A 16,129-nucleotide genomic window follows, 5' to 3' on the forward strand; every position below is an offset into this window, starting at 1 on the left:
GACACTTCTCCTGTGATCCCAGACGACTTTTTCACCGTGGTTTCATCGTCAGGCACTTCGTCGTTTGACGATCCGTGGGGCGCAGGGTCCGCCAAACGTAGGTTCGACATGGCGATGATGAACGAACTGCGTCGCGGTCCTGTCCCAGGGAAGACCGATTTGGAGGTCACAATCGCTCTGTCGGAGCTGATCGACAGTGAATTGACCGCCTATGGCACTGGAGGAGGCGAAGAACTAGACGACAAGCAAATAGCAGCTGCCCTCTCTGCGCTGCGCGCGGCCTGTGCTCGGTTGGGAGTCGAGTTCGAGCCTCCGTTCCGAAACTTCGCAACCTTTCGGACATATTGGAACAAGAACGACGGATATGGGTCATGGCAAGCCAGGCGTGAGATGGTCTCAGCGCTGATGGATCCAATCCTCACAACCTTGATCGCGATGGAGGACAAGACCTTCGATGCTCTTGCTGAGCCCGCTTCACCACATTCGGCGACAGGATGGCCGGCCGTGGACGAAGAAGTCAGGGAACTCCGCAGGCGCTTTCAGACGGCCTCGACACCGCAGGACTACCGTGCGCTAGGAACCAACTGCGTAGGCGTGCTGGAAGCGCTGTCTAGGACGGTATACCGCGCAGAAGTGCACCTACGCGATGGGGAAACGGAGCCGCCCGTCGACAAGACCAACATGAGAATCGAACGCTATATCGAGGACACTTTGCCGGGGCCGACCAACGAAGATATACGTGGACTGACCAAAAAAGCTGCGGCGCTAGCGCATCGCGTAAAGCATTCTTCAACGGCCACCAGACGCGACGCGGGTATCAGCGCCGACACTGTGATTCTGCTGGCAAATATTATTCGGAGGCTCGACCAAGATGAGTAATCATCCCCCGAATCATGCGCACCACCTGCGACGGCACCAGTTCGCTGCGTAGTGCCGGACAAACTAGCGGGTGCTCCATGCAGGACTTCCCTTGCGCTCAGCAGAGGTGCGCCAGGGTGACGATGATCGCGTAGCAACCACCGTCACTCCAGCTAACGGAACTGCGCTTGTACAAGCAATCCTAGAGCTCTATTTGGCACAAATAGCCACGCGAATCATGAGGAAAGCCTGCGAGCACTCTTCAATCAACGGCATGAATCCGCGAATAAGCGGGACGGTGGCTACCAGGGCTTGCAACAGCACTAGGGGACGCCATCTATGGCAACGGGCGGCACCACTGAGGGCTTAAATAATACGCAGTCGTTCCGGCTGACTACGTGACGTGTCCTGAATCCAGATTCCACCACCAGCATCTTGAGCTGCGAAAGTCATCTCGATTAGCTGCAGAGCCTTGTTGATGACCTCAGTTTTGGTGTACCCGCTCAAATCCGAAGCCCTGGACAGGGCTTCGTTCGATTTTCCGATCAGGTTCACAGTCAATCGCGCGTTCTTAGGTGTCGTGCGTTCCTGCGGCTCCCCGTCGTTGTCCTGCGACGTGACGGGCCCGTGATCAATGGCGGCAGGTTGGCGTGTCATCAGTTTTCTACCTTCAAATCTGGGTGTTTGGAGCTTCTGGGTGTTTGGAGCTAGAGGATCAGCTTCGACGATTTACCTCATCGGTGATGCGCGAGCCGACTCGTTGCGATGCCGTCCTCCCGGTGCCGGGAGGACGAGACCACTGTGCCGAGCGGTATGCACCGGCACATCGATCACCGGCCTCGCATGAACGAAGCGTGTACGACGACGGCAAAAGATGCTCCAAGCCATCACGACCTCCTCTGCTCGCATCCGGGCGACTCTCGAACCATCGGGGGCGGCAACTCCCGATGACATCAGTGCGGTTGCGTGTCGCCAATAGTACGCCTGATATGTGCACCTTGCGACGCTGGATGTGTTCCATCTGCGCACTGACTCCATTGAAGATACATGCAGCAGGTGCGCCCTCGCAATAGGTATTTAAGTATTTCTCGCATATCTGGTGATCCTTGGATGCGCACGATACGCATACGAACTGCGTGCACACAGGACGCTGATCAGGTAAAGTGGGCCTTCTGCGAGTACCGCCGGATTGCACATTGCACTACGGCGTTTAGGTCAACGGAGAGGGCCATCTATGTCTGATTACGAGAACGAAGACGAGTTCGAGATCATCGACCTCACGAGTGAGGCGCCGCTCGACCCCGACGAGGTAGTGAATCTGCCCGATGAAGGGGACGGAGAAGAGCATTCCGAGCTCGAGGTCCAACGCATCGGAGCGGACCTTACGAAGGGGCGCGTGAAGATCGGGACCGTAGGCAAATCCAGACTGATCACCTTCATGTGGGTGGTCGTATCGACGCTCGGCATCTTCGCTGTGGTGACGGGCATTGTCACGGCGGCGCTATCGGCCGGGTGGGGTGTACTCATCGGCGGAGCTGCGGCCCTCGCTATTGGAGCTGGCGGCTGGCGCTACGTCAGCAAAGACCACAAGGACTGATGCCCGGCCGGTCCCATGGTCCGGCTGTGGGATCGGCGCTTCTGACTCCTGTGAACCGGAAATCCGGTCGGCGCACCTCGTCGTTCTGCGTACGCTCTTGCCCATGCCGAGTGAGGAAGTCGACCCGCGCGAGAACCCGGAGTACGTCACCTTGTCGTCGGCAGCGAAAGAGTGTGGGGTCCGGGTGCAGGTTCTGCAGGAACTCGTTGCTGCGCGCGCACTGGTCGACGGAGTCGTCAGATCCCGACGTGGACACATCTACATGCACATTGCTCACACTCCGAGCTGGACGCAGGTCGAGCAGCTGATTCTCAAGCTCTACACCGACCAGCTCGGAGTCGTCGATCGAAGGGTGCGCACCCTCGAGACGGAGGTCGAAGCTATTCGTTTCGACGTCAACGAGGCGCAGCAAGATCTGGATGGCCCGCTCGGGGACGACCTTCGCGGCGCATCGCTTTTCCATTCGTACGACCGCGAAAACGCGAAGACGCTGCACGGGGCGTTCACCAAGCTTCAGACCGATGTCATGAAGCTCGAAACCCTCAAACGGCATCTCACCGAAGTGCGCGGGGTCTATTGACAGTTGCAGGCAGAGCGCGAACGCTCGCGCCAGGTTCGGCACGTACGTTATGGTGAGAGAGTTCGACCGTCGATGAGGGTCACGGTCGAGCGTCCATCCAGCAACAGCGCTGCACCGCACCTCTTTCGAGTGTCGGTGCGATTGTGCTGTGGGCTGGCCGACGCTCCCAGTGAAGGCCCTCCATGTCGATTCCTCACTCGCTCCCCACGATCACATCTGAAGCCCCGTCCCATGCCGACGGTGGTGACCGTCGGTGACCGCTCGCACCGTCTCGACCGCCGAGCTGCAGCGCCGTTCACAGATCGCTGCCGCCGCCTACGAACGTGGTCGCCGCGCCACCCTGGCTGCCGCTCGCCGCCGCAGCCTGCCCGATCGGGCGCACGTGCGCCGCGAGGAGATCCGCAGTCGCTCCCACTCGTACGAACCGCGCAGTGACAGTCGCGCGTTCGGTCTGCTCGACACCGACGTGTCGTTGGTGCGGGCGGCAGCGTATCTCGCCGCGTCCGGTGTCGCGCACGAGCTGATCACCGCACAGACCTTCACCGATCCCGTTCAGCAGGAGTGGGCCGAGGCCACCGTCAATCGGACGGCTGCGCACGAGGATGCGTGGCGGGAACGGTTGGTCGACAACGGTATCGACGACGCGGTGCTCCGCCCTGGTCTGTCGATGGATGCTCTGGAATTACCCGCCGAGCTCGACGGCCTCGACTTCGACGACATTGCCGAACACACCCTCGACGTGTCCTCCACCTCTGCCGACGTCGAACCCCTGAGGCTGGTCGACCTGCTGCGCGAGACACCGCGCCAGGAACAGTCGTCTGGTTCGGTCGTCGACATCACCGACCGGGTCGCCCAGGTCATCGAGCTCGACCGCGGCGTCGACGCGGCTGTCGAGGGTGGTGTGGACGCATGGTGACCAAAAGGCCGACCGCCAAGGGTGCCGGCACGCAGTCGTCGATGTTCCCGCTGATTGCGATCTCTGTGGTGATCGTGCTGATCGCCCTCGGATACGGATCGCTCTGGCTCGGGCACGCGTTCACCGACACCGGTGAGTCGATCCCCGGGAACCCGTTTCAGGCGCTGTTCTCCGTCGCCGGCGGGACGCTGACGTGGCCGACGGTGTCGACAGTGATCTTCGTGATGACGGTGATCATTGGCTCCGGTCTGGCCGGCGTCGGTGCGGCCGCTCGGGTGTCACGCGGCGGGAAGAACGATGTCGATGCCAAGGCCCGTCTGATGGGGTCGACGTCGAAGCTGACCGGGGTGACGGGCAAACAGGCCCGTGATCGTGCGAAGTCGCTGCGCTCGGATCTGGCCGACCGCGACACCCTCGACGACGCCGACATCGGGGTCATCGTCGGCCGCACGGTCCAAGGCAACCAGAAGGTGTACATGTCGTGGGAGGACATGATGTTCGCCCTGGCTGGACCTCGTATGGGTAAGACGGCCGCGATGGCGATCGACGCCTTGTGCACCGCGCCGGGAGCGGCGTTGTTCACCTCGAACAAGCGCGATGGCCATGACCTCACCCGTGGTGTCCGCGCGGTTCTCGGCAGGGTGTGGCGGTACGACCTGCAGGGGATCGCAGACGGGCCACGTACCGGCGGTGACGGGTTCTGGTGGAATCCACTGCGCGGGATCACCACCATCGTCGCGGCCCGCAAGCTCGCCTCCTACTTCGCTGCCGCGTCGAAGGACGATTCGGCCCGCGTCGATGCGTACTTCGACGGCGGCGCACAGGAATTGCTCGCACAGATGATGCTGGCGGCTGCGTGTGCGGGCGGCGATCTGCTGCACGTCTACGGCTGGCTCTCCGCCGAGGACAACGAACTCCCCCAGATGCTCCTCGAGGAACACAACCATCAGATCGTCGCGATGAGGCTGCAATCGGTGCGCGGCCTCAACCCGCGTCAGCGAGACGGCCTCTACGACATGGCCCGCCGGTTCATCGGCCTGCTCGAGGAGCAGACCTACGCGATGAGCGTGCTCCCACCCGAGCGCGTGGACGTCTCACTCGGCGCGGTCCTCGACACCGACATCGGCAGGGGCGTGCGCTACCCGCATTCGATGCGCGAGTTCGTGGTCGAGGAGTTCGTGACCAGCACCGACACGCTGTACGCCTTGTCGAAGGAAGGGCCGGACTCGTCGTCGGCGCTGACCACGGCGTTGATCGGGTCGATCATCGACGCCGCTCAGCGCACCGCTCGCCGCAGCCCGCGCGGGCGGATGCCGGTACCGATGCTGTGCATCCTCGACGAGGCCGCGAACGTCTGCCGACTTCCCGAGCTTCCGGCGTGGTACTCCCACCTCGGCTCGCAGGGGATCTGCCTGATGACGATTGTGCAGAACCTCTCCCAGGCCCAGAAGGTGTGGGGCCAGGACGGGGTCAAGCAACTCCAGGATGCCGCGAATTTCCTCTGGTACGGCGGCGGAATCAAGGACAAGACCACCCTGTCGGACCTATCCGCGCTCGTCGGTGATCACGACGTCGAACGCTGGTCGGCCTCACGGAGCGGCGGCATGTTCGATAGCGGCTCGACCTCGAAGTCGCAGTCCTGGTCGAAGGAACCGATTATGACCGTCGACGACCTTGCCGCGATCCCGAAAACCCGAGCCTTGGTGCAGATTTCGGGAAACCGGCCGGTGCTGATGAAGAAGTTGTACTGGTCCGACGGCCCGAACGCCGACGCCATCACCGCCTCTGCCGAGCGATACGGAATCCCCGAGAAGACGCAGATCCTGCTCGACGAGAACGCAGTCGACCTCGACGAGGTCACCGAGATCGACGAGGAGCCGTTCCTGTGACCGCATTCGACGACTTCGACCCGGCGGAGCCTGTGACCGCATTCGACGACTTCGACCCGGCGGAGGGCGATCCGGCGGAGGGCGGCCCGGACGAGGAGCCGTCGGCACCGGAGCGGCAGTACGAGTCGATGTTCGACTGGTTCGACACCTGGTTCGCGACTCTGATCACCCGCAAGCTCAGCGGCACCGCCGGTAAGAGCGGCCGGGTGTTCTGTCCCGAGTGGTGGCGACACGACGAAGTGGTGCGACGCCTGCGTGATCTGTGGCTGGCGTGGGAGGGCGCGGAAGCGAGCGAAAATCTCGGGGCTCCGAGTGCCTGGTGGATCCACGACGCCGACCCGATGCTGCGCGTACTGCTCGATCCGGACGGTGGCCCGATGTATCTGTGCAGCAGAGACAAGCACGTCACGACCCCGCCGCTACGACGAACGTTGACTCTGCCCCCAGCGGGCTGGTTCGACGGGCTCGACTGACGCTCCACCCGGATCGTCAACATATCTTGACGATCCGGGTGGAGCCTGACACAACTACCGATTCGATCGACCGAAGGGACCTGGTGGGTCCGGCTAGACCCACCAGGTCCGATGTGGCCGGGGATTGCGCCTCCGGCCGACGACGACGTTAACGATCCCTGCCCGGTCCCGGGCAGTGCGGGTCGCACAGACGTCTCGCCCGACTTCAGGAGCGCACACCGTGGCCAAAGATTCCGACGATTTCCAACTCGATTTGTTCGCCGAGACAGAGGACAGTGACACCCATGATCGACCCGATAACGCAGGAGATAATGAAGCTCTACTTGGAGCACCAGGGGCTGCCGCAGGAGCTGAGCCCGACCGATCAGCAGGCGTTCCTCGAGACCGAGAGCGAGCGGATCGCGGAGCGGATCGACAACATGAAGATCGTCATGGAACAGCAAGTGCTGCAACGCTACATGCGCGACAACGGCCAGCCGCCCCCGTACATGGAGAAGGTCGGGATGATCAACCAGGCGTGGGCACAGGCGACGGACTTCGTGATCAACGAGGAGATCTACGGCCAGCTCCCGCCGGAGATGGAGGCATACCCACCGGACCAGGAGAGCCCGGAAGCCGAAGCGGAACGGGACCAGGCGCGGATTCAGGTCCACAAGAGCGATCCGGAGCGCTGGCGCAACCCGCTCAACTGCGCGGACCCGGACAAGGAAGCGGACCGGCTGACGGACCAACTGTGGAAGGGCCGACCGGTCCAGTTCCTCTACTACGCAGCGCATCTGATAGCGGCGAGGATCGAGGACAACGAGCCCTACCCGACATCGCAGAGCGACCCGCTGTATCCATCGTTCACCAGCCAGCTCGACGAGAGAGTGGCCGAGCACGCGGCAACCGGAAAGTAACCCGCCGCAGCGAATCCGACGCCCAACTGGATCTGTTCTCGTTCGACGCCGACGGTGCCGCACCGATCGACCCGGACGCCACCGAGATCGGCGGCACACCGCTACCGACACCGGTCGATCCCGAGATCCTCGCCGACGACGCCGCATCCCGGCAGACACACGAGCTCCAGCCCGCACCGGACATCGCCGTCGACGCTTCGGCACCGACGCCGGCTCCGTCGCCGACAGAGCTGGTGCGCGATGCCTACGGCCGGCTCGCGCGTGAAGACGAGGCGTATGTGCGGCTGGCGCGGATCCGCGCCAGCCTCGACGGGACGCTGACCGCCGACCAGGTCACCGACGCGCTGATGGAGCTGCGGCGTGCGGGCGATGTGTCGTTGATTCCGGAAGAGAATCAGAAGACCATCGGGCCCGACGATCACGCCGCGGCGGTGAGCTACGGCAACCAGAGTCGGCACCTGATCGCCGTCGACGGCCGCCGCGTCGACCAACTCCTCCCCGCGCAGAGCACTCCCCCGCCCAGCGTCGAGACCGACTCCCCCACAGCACAACCGGTGCCGGAGACGACTGCGTCGGTATCCGAGACTGTCTCCGTCTCCCCTGAAATCGCAGTCCCGGACACCACCGAAGGGATGGTGGTCGACACTCAGACGGTCGCCGAGCGACTGTGGAATGTCGAGCCCGTGAACTTCCGGCCCGGCACCGAGATACTGGTGCCGTCCGGAGCGAAAGCCCGTGTGGCAGCGAACATCGAAGCCCTACGGGTGCTGGCGGCTGTGACCGCGCAGGATCGGTACGCCACCGCCGACGAGCAGGCAGTGCTGGCCCGGTGGTCGAGTTGGGGTGCAACCCCGCAGGTCTTCGACCCGCGCCGCGACGATTGGAGCACCGAACGCGAGCAGATCCGGTCCCTGCTCGACGACACCGCATGGGCGCAGGCGCAACGCACCATCCTCAACGCTCACTACACCGACCCGGCGATCGCCGCGGCGATGTGGAAGGCAACGATCCGGGCCGGGTTCACCGGCGGCCGAGTCCTCGAACCCGGTTGCGGGTCGGGAACATTCATCGCCCACGCCCCCAGCTCGGCGCAGATGGTCGGAGTGGAGCTCGACGCCACCACTGCCGCGATCGCCGCGGCATTGAATCCGTCGGCGCAAATCCGCGCCGAAGGATTCGAGAAGACCACCGCACCGGCGAGCTCGTTCACCGCGGCGATCGGCAACGTTCCGTTCGGGGACTATCGGCTCTACGACCCGGTCCACAACCAGGCCAAGCACTCGATCCACAACCATTTCATCGTCAAATCGTTGGCGATGACCGCACCCGGCGGGTACGTCACCGTCCTGACCTCCCGCTACACCCTCGACGCGCAGAACCAGCGGGCCCGCCGCGACATCGCCGCCCTCGGCGACCTCGTCGGGGCAGTGAGGTTGCCGTCCAACGCGTTTCGGCGGGTCGCCGGGACGGAGGTCGTCACCGACATTCTCGTGTTGCGTCGCCGCGCCGACGGGGTGAAGCCTGCGCCGCTGACCGAGCGGTTCCTGCAGCTCGAGAACGCCACTGCACTCGATGATGCCGGCGAGGACAAGGGTGTGCCGATCAACGCCGTCTACACCGATCACCCGGAATGGGTGCTCGGTGAGCTACGGGTTGGGCACGGGATGTACGGGAACCAGACTCTGTCCGTCGACGCGACCGACAGCGACGTCGACCTCGCTTCCCTGGTCGAGGATCGGCTCACCGCGATCGTCGATGTCGCGAAAGCCGACGGGCTCGGGCTCACCGCGTCGTGGCGCGACACCCTCGGCCCGACCCGGGAAGACTTCGAACGCGGACTGCTCGCGATCGGGAACGGCCCGGCCCAGGACGAGCTCGCGGTGGGAACGCTGCGGCACGACGCGCAGATGGAGACCATCGAACGCTGGAACTCCCGCGACTGGGAGGCGGTGAACACCCGGGGAGCCAAGCAGGTCGCCGAATGGGGCGAGCTACTCGCGCTCCGCGACACCACCCACGCCCTCATCGACGCCCAACGCGGCCCCACCGACCCCAGCCAGCGGCAAGCCTTGCGGGAGATCCTCGGTGAGCAATACGACGCCTACGTTGCCCGCTACGGCCCGATCAACCGGTTCAAGATGTCGATACCCAAGGACCTCACCGAATCGCAGCACGACGCCGCTCTGGCGAAGCTGATCGACACCTGGCGCAAGGACGAAGGAGTTGCCGGAGATCCGTATGCCGGGGAGATCCCCGAAGACGTCTACGCCCGCCTCTCCGACGATGCCTGGATCAACCCGCGACAGCCCACCAAGCTGCAGAGCCACCTCGGCCGAGCTATCCGCACCGACCCGACGTTCGCCGCGGTACTCTCCCTCGAGCACTTCGACGAGGAGACCATGACCGCCCGCAAGGCGGCGATCTTCCACACCGACGTCCTGCACTCGCGTGAGCTGCGCAACCACGCCGAGACGGTCGACGAGGCGATGGCCATCAGCCTCGACGAGCAAGCCCGCCTCGACGTCGGGCGGATCGCCGAACTGCTCGGCACCACCGTCGAGCAGGCCGAGACCCAGATGGAAGGACGCGCTTTCCGCACGCTGACCGACCCCACCCGGTGGGTGTCCTCGTCGACGTATCTGTCGGGCAACGTCCGCACCAAACTCGCCGACGCCGAAGAAATCGCCGCCCTCGATCCCCGCTACCAAGCCAACGTCGACGCCCTGACCGCGGTCATCCCGCCGCGCAAAACCGATGTCGATGTCGCTCTCGGCGCGCCGTGGGTGCCGATCGAGACCTACACACAGTTCGTCCGCGAGACCTTCGAAGTACCGGCCGACGTTCCGGTCACCATCGAGCGGGCATCGGGGCGCTGGTCGGTGTCGGTGGAGGCCTACCCCGGTGTGGGCGAACAGCACCTCAAGTGGGGCCTGGTGCCCAAACGGGGATCGTGGTCGACGAAGTACAACTTCGAGCACCGGCCCGCCGAAGACCGCGGGATCGGCAACGCCGGAATGCGCTCCGGTGACTACGAGTGGCAGGAACTACTCACCGACCTGCTCAACAGCGACCCGATCGAGATCGCCACCTCCAAAGAGTTCCGCGAGAGTGCCGGGGCACCGGGCATTCACGATGCCGCGACCCGCGCCGCCCAGTCGAAGGCGCGGCGGCTCTCGCAAGAGTTCGGGCAGTGGGCGTTGCACTCCGACGAGGTGCGCCGCGAACAGCTCCTCGACATCTACAACGACAAGTTCAACTCCCTTGTCGCGCCGGTGCATTCGGGTGCACACATGGCCTTCCCCGGCCTGGGTGAGAAGTACTCGCCGTACCCGTACCAACGCGACGCCGCGGCCCGGATCGTCTCCGAGCCGACGGTGCTGCTCGATCACGTCGTCGGGGCCGGCAAGACCGGCACCATCTTGATGGGTGCGATGGAGCTCAAGCGCCTCGGGTTGGCGGACAAGCCGTGGGTGGTGGTGCCCAACCACATCATCGACCAGGTCGTCCGCGAAGCCGGGCAGTGGTATCCCGGCGCGCGGATCCTGTCCGGATCGGCAGCCACCGACGCCGAAGGGCGCCGATTGCTCGTCGCCCAGTCCGCCTCGCAGGACTGGGACATGGTCATCGTGCCGCGGTCGGCGTTCTCCTCCATCGGGGTCGATCCCGGCACGAAGGCCGAGTACATTCGCGGCCAGGTCGAGGCCATCGATGCAGATCTGGGCGATGTCGAAGGACGCCAGACCAAGAAACGGCTCGAAGCGATGAAGGCCAAGCTCGAGGAAAGACTCGAGACCGCCCTCGAACAGGCCGGGAAGGATCGAGGGCTGACGTTCGAGGCGTCGGGTTGCGACTACCTGTTCGTCGACGAAGCCCACGAGTTCAAGAACCTCGCCCGCGCGTCCGGTGTCACCGAGCTCGCCAACGACGGCTCGCACCGGGCCACCGACATGGACCTCAAGCTGAACTACTTGCGGTCGATGCGCCGCGAAGAAGCGATCACCAAAGGCATCCCGCCGGAGGAGTACGTCGAACGTGTCACCACGTTCGCCACCGGCACCCCGGTCGCGAACTCTCTCGCCGAGCTGTGGGTGATGCAGCACTACCTGCGTCCGGATCTCCTCGAGGACGCCGGGGTCGCCTCGATCAACGACTGGGGAGCGACGTTCACCGACACCGTCGAACGGGTCGAGCTGAACTCGTCCGGATCGAGACTGCGGGCCATCACCCGAGTCGGTGAATTCACCAACGTCGGCGACCTGATCGGTATGACCAGCGTCTACACCGACGCCGTCACCCGCGATCAGGTGCCGGCAAACCTGCCCGTCAAAGACGGTGGCCGCAACACCGACGTCACCTTCACCCCGGCGCTGGAAGTGCAGGACTTCATCGCCGATCTGGGCTACCGGGCCGATCACGCCGACGTCAAACGTCCTGATCTCGACAACGCCCTCAAGGTCGCCAACGACGGTCGCAACGCGACCCTCGACCCGAGGGTCGCGCACATGGACCCGGCCCCGCCGGAGCATTCGCGCGCGCACATCGTCGCGCAACGAATCCTGCAGGTGCACAACGAATCGAGCGAGAACACCTACCTCGATGCCTCCGGTGAACCGCACCCGGCACCGGGTGCGTTGCAGATCGTGTTCTGCGACCGATCCACCCCGAAAGCCGACGGGTCGTGGTCGATCTACGACGGGATCAGAGAGGAGTTGCTCGCCGGCGGAATGGAGCCCACGCAGATCGCCTACGTCCACGATTACCCGAAGCCGTCGGAGAAGGCCCGCTTGTTCGAGATGTGCCGCACCGGACGGGTATCGGTGGTGTTCGGGTCTACGGAGAAGATGGGCACCGGCACCAACATTCAGGATCGCGCGATCGCGCTGCATCACGTCGATGTGCCGTGGCGACCGGCCGACCTCGAACAGCGCGAGGGCCGAATCATCCGGCAGGGCAACCAGAACGCCCATGTCAAGGTGTTCAACTACGTCGCCGAGAAGACCTTCGACACCGTCATGTGGCAGACCGTGCACCGCAAGGCGCACTTCATCGAGCAGCTCAAGAAAGCGGACCGGTCGATGCGGCGCGTGGTCGATCTCGACAGCGATTCGCTCGCCGAGAACTCGGCCATGACCAAAGCCCTTGCCACCGGTGACGATCGGTACATCCAGCAGATCGAGCTGGACTCCCAGCTCCAGGAGCTCCAGTCCGAGGCGGATTCGCATTTCGCCGAGCAACGCTCCATCGAACGCGACCGTGACCGGTTGCGACGTGAAGTACCGCGGGGACGCCAGCGGGTTGCCCAGTTGACCGAAGCAGCACCGATCCTCAAAGGCCGGCGCGAGGTCGAGCAGTGGCCCGGTATGACCATTCGTGGGGTGTTCTACGACAAACGCAGCGATGCCGCGAATGCGATGGCCATAGCGTTGCAGGGCACCTACCAGGCCCTCAAGGGCGAAGGGCTCACCAAGTCGATGGTGATCGCGGAGATGAGCGGATTCCCGATCGAGGCCTCTCGCCCGGCACAGGCCAGTGCGCTGTATCTGTCGTTCTCAGGGCTCGGGTCGTCGACCAAGGTAATCGAAGCGCATGACCTGTATCCGCGGATCGGAGACGGTGACCGCAGCCAACACGCGTTCGGTCTACTCACACGGGTGGAGAACATGGCGTACACCGTCGACACCGACCTTGCGAAGGCCGAACGCTCACTCGATCGAGACGAGCAACGCCTCGACGACCTCGAACTCGTCGAGCTCTCCGACTTCCCGAAAGCCGTCCAACTCAAGGACCTCTCGAACGAAGTCGCCCGGCTACGGCGCGAAATCAAGGAGGCAGAAACCAGCCCCGAAGCCGTCGCCCGGGACGCTGCCCGTGCCGAGCGCGCGGCAGCGAAGGGACGGCAGCCGGGGTGGTCGCTGATGCTCAACCCCACCCCGGCGTACGTCGAAGAACTCGGGATGGGGAGCGCCGACAACGTCCGCGCGATGATGCGCCAGGCCGAAGTCGAAGCGTTGCAGCGCACTTCATCGTCCAGCATCGATGCGATCGACCCGGATCGGCCCCGTCGCGGACTGTCCGCCCCACCCGAACACCGCGAACCCGGCACCGGCCGCCCCGACCGGGATCGGAAACTCCCGCCACCGGATCCGACAGAACCGACTCGTGACACCGGGCCAGAGCTGTAGTAAAGGGCATGTGCCTGTGTTCGGTTGGCGAACTTGCTATCCGAACCGGTAATCCGATCGTTGGCCTCACCATAGGGGCCAACGATCGGATCACCGCAATTGCGCTAGTCGGGCGTCGAACTCGCGATCGGGTCGGCACGTAGCTCGGGTATCCATTGCGAAGGGAGCGCATTCTGATCCCGAAAGATGCCTGCGAGGGTTGCCTCGTCAGCGTCTTCCACACCGACTGCTCGCGCCGTTCGCCACGCTCTTACTAGGCGGTCGAAAATGGGCACGACGGCGGGTGGTCGCACCAAATACACGTTTGATGTCGCCACTTTTCGAGCGCTCGGCTCGATTCTGGGTTTCGGGGTATCCAACAGGCAGATCGAGTCCGGTGGTGCCGCCGAATTACGCTCTGACTCAACGTAGTTTAAATGTGAACATGCTTGTCGAACGTTGTTCGCGCCGACAGATCCAGTGGACGCCGCCATGTTCTTTGCTTCCCACACCACCCACTGCCGATCAGAGAAGATCCACACTGCGTCGGGCGCGGCTTGATTGTCGGCTTCGTCGTCGTCGTAGGTGTAGCTCTCGGTTGCGCCTGCCAGCTCGCCCATCACCACGAGCGCATCTTCGTAGGGCTCGCTCTTGTCCCCGAGCAGATCCGTCCTCACAGTCGCGACGATGTCCTCGAAGTCCGGTCCTGTCAGTTCGACCCAGTCGCGCATACCCTCGATGGCCACCTCGTCGACCGGGTCCAGAGTGAGCGGCGCTGTCACCCCAGCTTCGGCTGGAGAGTGGAGGTGGGAGAACCAGGAGGTCGCCCGACTGGCGGTCCGCGCATCGCGGTAATACTTCTGTTCGGCGGTTCGCAACGAGGTGTCTCCTGTCTGCTCCGACAACAGGCGGGCAGTGTAGAAGCCGAGGTAGTTCCACAGAGCGGCGTATCTCTTTGGTCCCCGCGCGTCACTCAGGTTGCCCACGACCGTGTCGATCGAAGTAAGGGCCTGCCGCCAATTTCCATCCCACAGGGCCTCGCACGCGACGATCTCGTGGCGAGCTGCCTTCTGCATCTCTTTCGTTCCGAGAGCCTCGACTTTTACCGCTTTTCCGCGGTCGGCGACGATGCTTGCATCTTCTGCTGCCCAGATCGACCCATGGTCGTAGAACGCCTGCAGACGTTCGCTGAGCTCGGCAGAGGTGGTGTCGATGCTGTTCTTGTAACCGAATGACAGCTCGGCCTGAATTTCCGGGTGGAACGATTGCAGACTCTCACGATTCGTCAGGTAGGACACAAGGTCATCGCCGAGAACCAGTACCGCCGCGTAGTCGCGGGTGCTTCGGGTCGCTCTGCCCGAACCTTGGGCAATCCGTGCCCGGATCCGTTCTTGGAGCACCTCGACCGCCCCGAGCGACTTGTGCAGAAATCGTTCCTGGAGGTCGCCGTTAGCCGGGAGTCCGACGAGGATCACGAGGCGGCAGTCGTCGTCCGGCAAGTCGATTCCGTCGTACCGATTGTTGAGAATGAGAACGGCATCAGTTTTATTGACGAACACCCCCATGTCATCCTCGACGTCGGCAGCTCGCAGGACCGATGTTCCGGCCGGTACAAGCGCACCAGCGACGAAATCAGCCGTCCTCTTGTCGGGCGTCAGAATGATGGCGCGGCCTGCTTCTTCTATTGCGTCTGTGACATAACTGGTGAGCTTCTCGTCGTCGACGGATAGATCACTTGTCAGGCTCGGGAAAGCGAAGAAACGACGACCGGTCCCCTTTTTCTCCCACCCTTTGGGTACCGGAATGCGTTTGATCTTCCGCCGACCAAATGTCCTCTCCAGTTCACCGCCCGAACCCAGGGTCGCACTCATATAGATTCGCCGTCCAACGTCTTCGTAGGCCGGGTGATGGTACGTCGGCGCTACGAGCGGTCGAATAAGAATCTTGCTGTACGAGACGTACACCAGGCATCCGTCGCTGTGGGACTGCATGGACTTCCACGCGTGCCTGGCTGAATTGCTTAGTTTTTTCGACGCTGCGGCAGCCGACAGAGTGGCCTCGAATTGGCGAATATTGCTCTCTACCGCCAATGGTGACGCCAGGTAGACCGTGCTGTAGTACTCGCTATCCGGCAGATTCGTTCGAAGCCGGTCAACGACTACCGGGTCAAGCCCTTCTTCGATGGAGGACAGCACATCGAGGTAGGCACCGTCATCTCGTGAGATTTCGAGTTTCCATGGTGACGCAACGTATCCCTCGGCGGCGTGAGCGTCATCGAGAAGTAGTACCTGCGCCGAGTCGATGGCGGGGTTCGAGTTGAAGACATGGCTATAGACGCTCACCGCCATAGCCTGCCCAGCCTCGTACCGGGCACGGTCCGCTCTATTCCACCCGACTACTTCGCCGATCAGCAGCACGTTCGGAAAGCCGTACTCCGTCAGCTTTTCCGCCGTCTGGCGCGCGAGTAGCCGCGTCGGGCACAGATAGGCGACTCGCTCCCCATACTTGCGGCGGCGATAGTCACCGATCAGCCCTCCGACCAAAGTCTTTCCAGCGCCAGTGGGTAGCTCCAACGCCACATCGGGGCTGTCCAAATGTGCGCGGTGCCATTCTCGAACGACGTCAGCTTGATGAGCCCATAGGTTCGCGGGCCCATCGTTGACCAAAGCAAGGTCGAGATAGAGAGCCTCAGGATCATCGAAGATCTCTTCAGCTTGAGGTCTGCTCTTGAACACCATGCCCAGCACACACTTTCA

Annotated in this window: 10 protein-coding genes; 8 read left to right on the top strand and 2 right to left on the bottom strand. The window is 63.5% G+C overall.

Annotated elements, in window-relative coordinates:
• Positions 1–12 precede the first annotated feature (12 nt).
• Positions 13–879, top strand: a complete 867-nt coding sequence (locus R4P47_RS15720; protein ID WP_317785139.1) for a hypothetical protein — start codon at positions 13–15, stop codon at positions 877–879.
• A 345-nt stretch (positions 880–1,224) separates the two neighbouring features.
• Here R4P47_RS15720 and R4P47_RS15725 read toward each other — a convergent pair whose 3' ends face one another.
• On the bottom strand, positions 1,225–1,515 hold the full coding sequence (locus tag R4P47_RS15725) for a hypothetical protein (RefSeq protein ID WP_317785140.1): 291 nt from the start codon (positions 1,513–1,515) through the stop codon (positions 1,225–1,227).
• Between the two features lie 577 nt (positions 1,516–2,092).
• Here R4P47_RS15725 and R4P47_RS15730 point away from each other — a divergent pair.
• The 7 genes from R4P47_RS15730 (at position 2,093) to R4P47_RS15760 (ending at position 13,394) form a co-directional block, all read left to right on the top strand.
• Positions 2,093–2,455 carry a hypothetical protein gene (locus R4P47_RS15730; RefSeq protein ID WP_317785141.1) on the top strand — a complete coding sequence of 121 codons (363 nt, stop codon included), beginning with the start codon at positions 2,093–2,095 and terminating at the stop codon, positions 2,453–2,455.
• A 103-nt stretch (positions 2,456–2,558) separates the two neighbouring features.
• The gene (locus R4P47_RS15735; protein ID WP_317785142.1) at positions 2,559–3,035 is read left to right on the top strand and encodes a hypothetical protein; all 477 of its coding nucleotides are present in this window, start codon (positions 2,559–2,561) and stop codon (positions 3,033–3,035) included.
• 253 nt (positions 3,036–3,288) lie between these two features.
• Positions 3,289–3,951: a TraI DNA relaxase gene (locus tag R4P47_RS15740; protein WP_317785143.1), complete on the top strand. Its 663-nt coding sequence runs from the start codon at positions 3,289–3,291 to the stop codon at positions 3,949–3,951.
• On the top strand, positions 3,945–5,840 hold the full coding sequence (locus tag R4P47_RS15745) for a type IV secretory system conjugative DNA transfer family protein (RefSeq protein ID WP_317785144.1): 1,896 nt from the start codon (positions 3,945–3,947) through the stop codon (positions 5,838–5,840). The genes R4P47_RS15740 and R4P47_RS15745 overlap by 7 nt, the downstream gene beginning before the upstream one ends.
• Positions 5,837–6,313: a DUF4913 domain-containing protein gene (locus tag R4P47_RS15750; protein ID WP_317785145.1), complete on the top strand. Its 477-nt coding sequence runs from the start codon at positions 5,837–5,839 to the stop codon at positions 6,311–6,313. Before R4P47_RS15745 ends, R4P47_RS15750 begins: the two co-directional genes overlap by 4 nt.
• A 284-nt stretch (positions 6,314–6,597) precedes the next feature.
• A complete protein-coding gene (locus R4P47_RS15755) occupies positions 6,598–7,212 on the top strand; it encodes a hypothetical protein (protein WP_317785146.1) in 615 nt (204 codons plus the stop codon).
• A 125-nt stretch (positions 7,213–7,337) separates the two neighbouring features.
• Positions 7,338–13,394 (top strand): helicase-related protein, encoded by a 6,057-nt coding sequence (locus tag R4P47_RS15760; protein ID WP_317785194.1) that lies wholly within the window; start codon positions 7,338–7,340, stop codon positions 13,392–13,394.
• A gap of 104 nt (positions 13,395–13,498) precedes the next feature.
• Here R4P47_RS15760 and R4P47_RS15765 read toward each other — a convergent pair whose 3' ends face one another.
• Complete coding sequence (locus R4P47_RS15765; protein ID WP_317785147.1) at positions 13,499–16,111, bottom strand: DEAD/DEAH box helicase; 2,613 nt, start codon at positions 16,109–16,111, stop codon at positions 13,499–13,501.
• Positions 16,112–16,129 lie beyond the last annotated feature (18 nt).

The organism is Rhodococcus sp. IEGM 1370 (assembly GCF_033142325.1).
GTDB lineage: Bacteria > Actinomycetota > Actinomycetes > Mycobacteriales > Mycobacteriaceae > Rhodococcoides.

Coding starts and splice junctions, on each gene's coding strand:
- R4P47_RS15725 (WP_317785140.1), bottom strand. CDS start 1,515: ATGACACGCCAACCTGCCGCCATTGATCACGGGCCCGTCACGTCGCAG.
- R4P47_RS15730 (WP_317785141.1), top strand. CDS start 2,093: ATGTCTGATTACGAGAACGAAGACGAGTTCGAGATCATCGACCTCACG.
- R4P47_RS15735 (WP_317785142.1), top strand. CDS start 2,559: ATGCCGAGTGAGGAAGTCGACCCGCGCGAGAACCCGGAGTACGTCACC.
- R4P47_RS15745 (WP_317785144.1), top strand. CDS start 3,945: ATGGTGACCAAAAGGCCGACCGCCAAGGGTGCCGGCACGCAGTCGTCG.
- R4P47_RS15755 (WP_317785146.1), top strand. CDS start 6,598: ATGATCGACCCGATAACGCAGGAGATAATGAAGCTCTACTTGGAGCAC.
- R4P47_RS15765 (WP_317785147.1), bottom strand. CDS start 16,111: ATGGTGTTCAAGAGCAGACCTCAAGCTGAAGAGATCTTCGATGATCCT.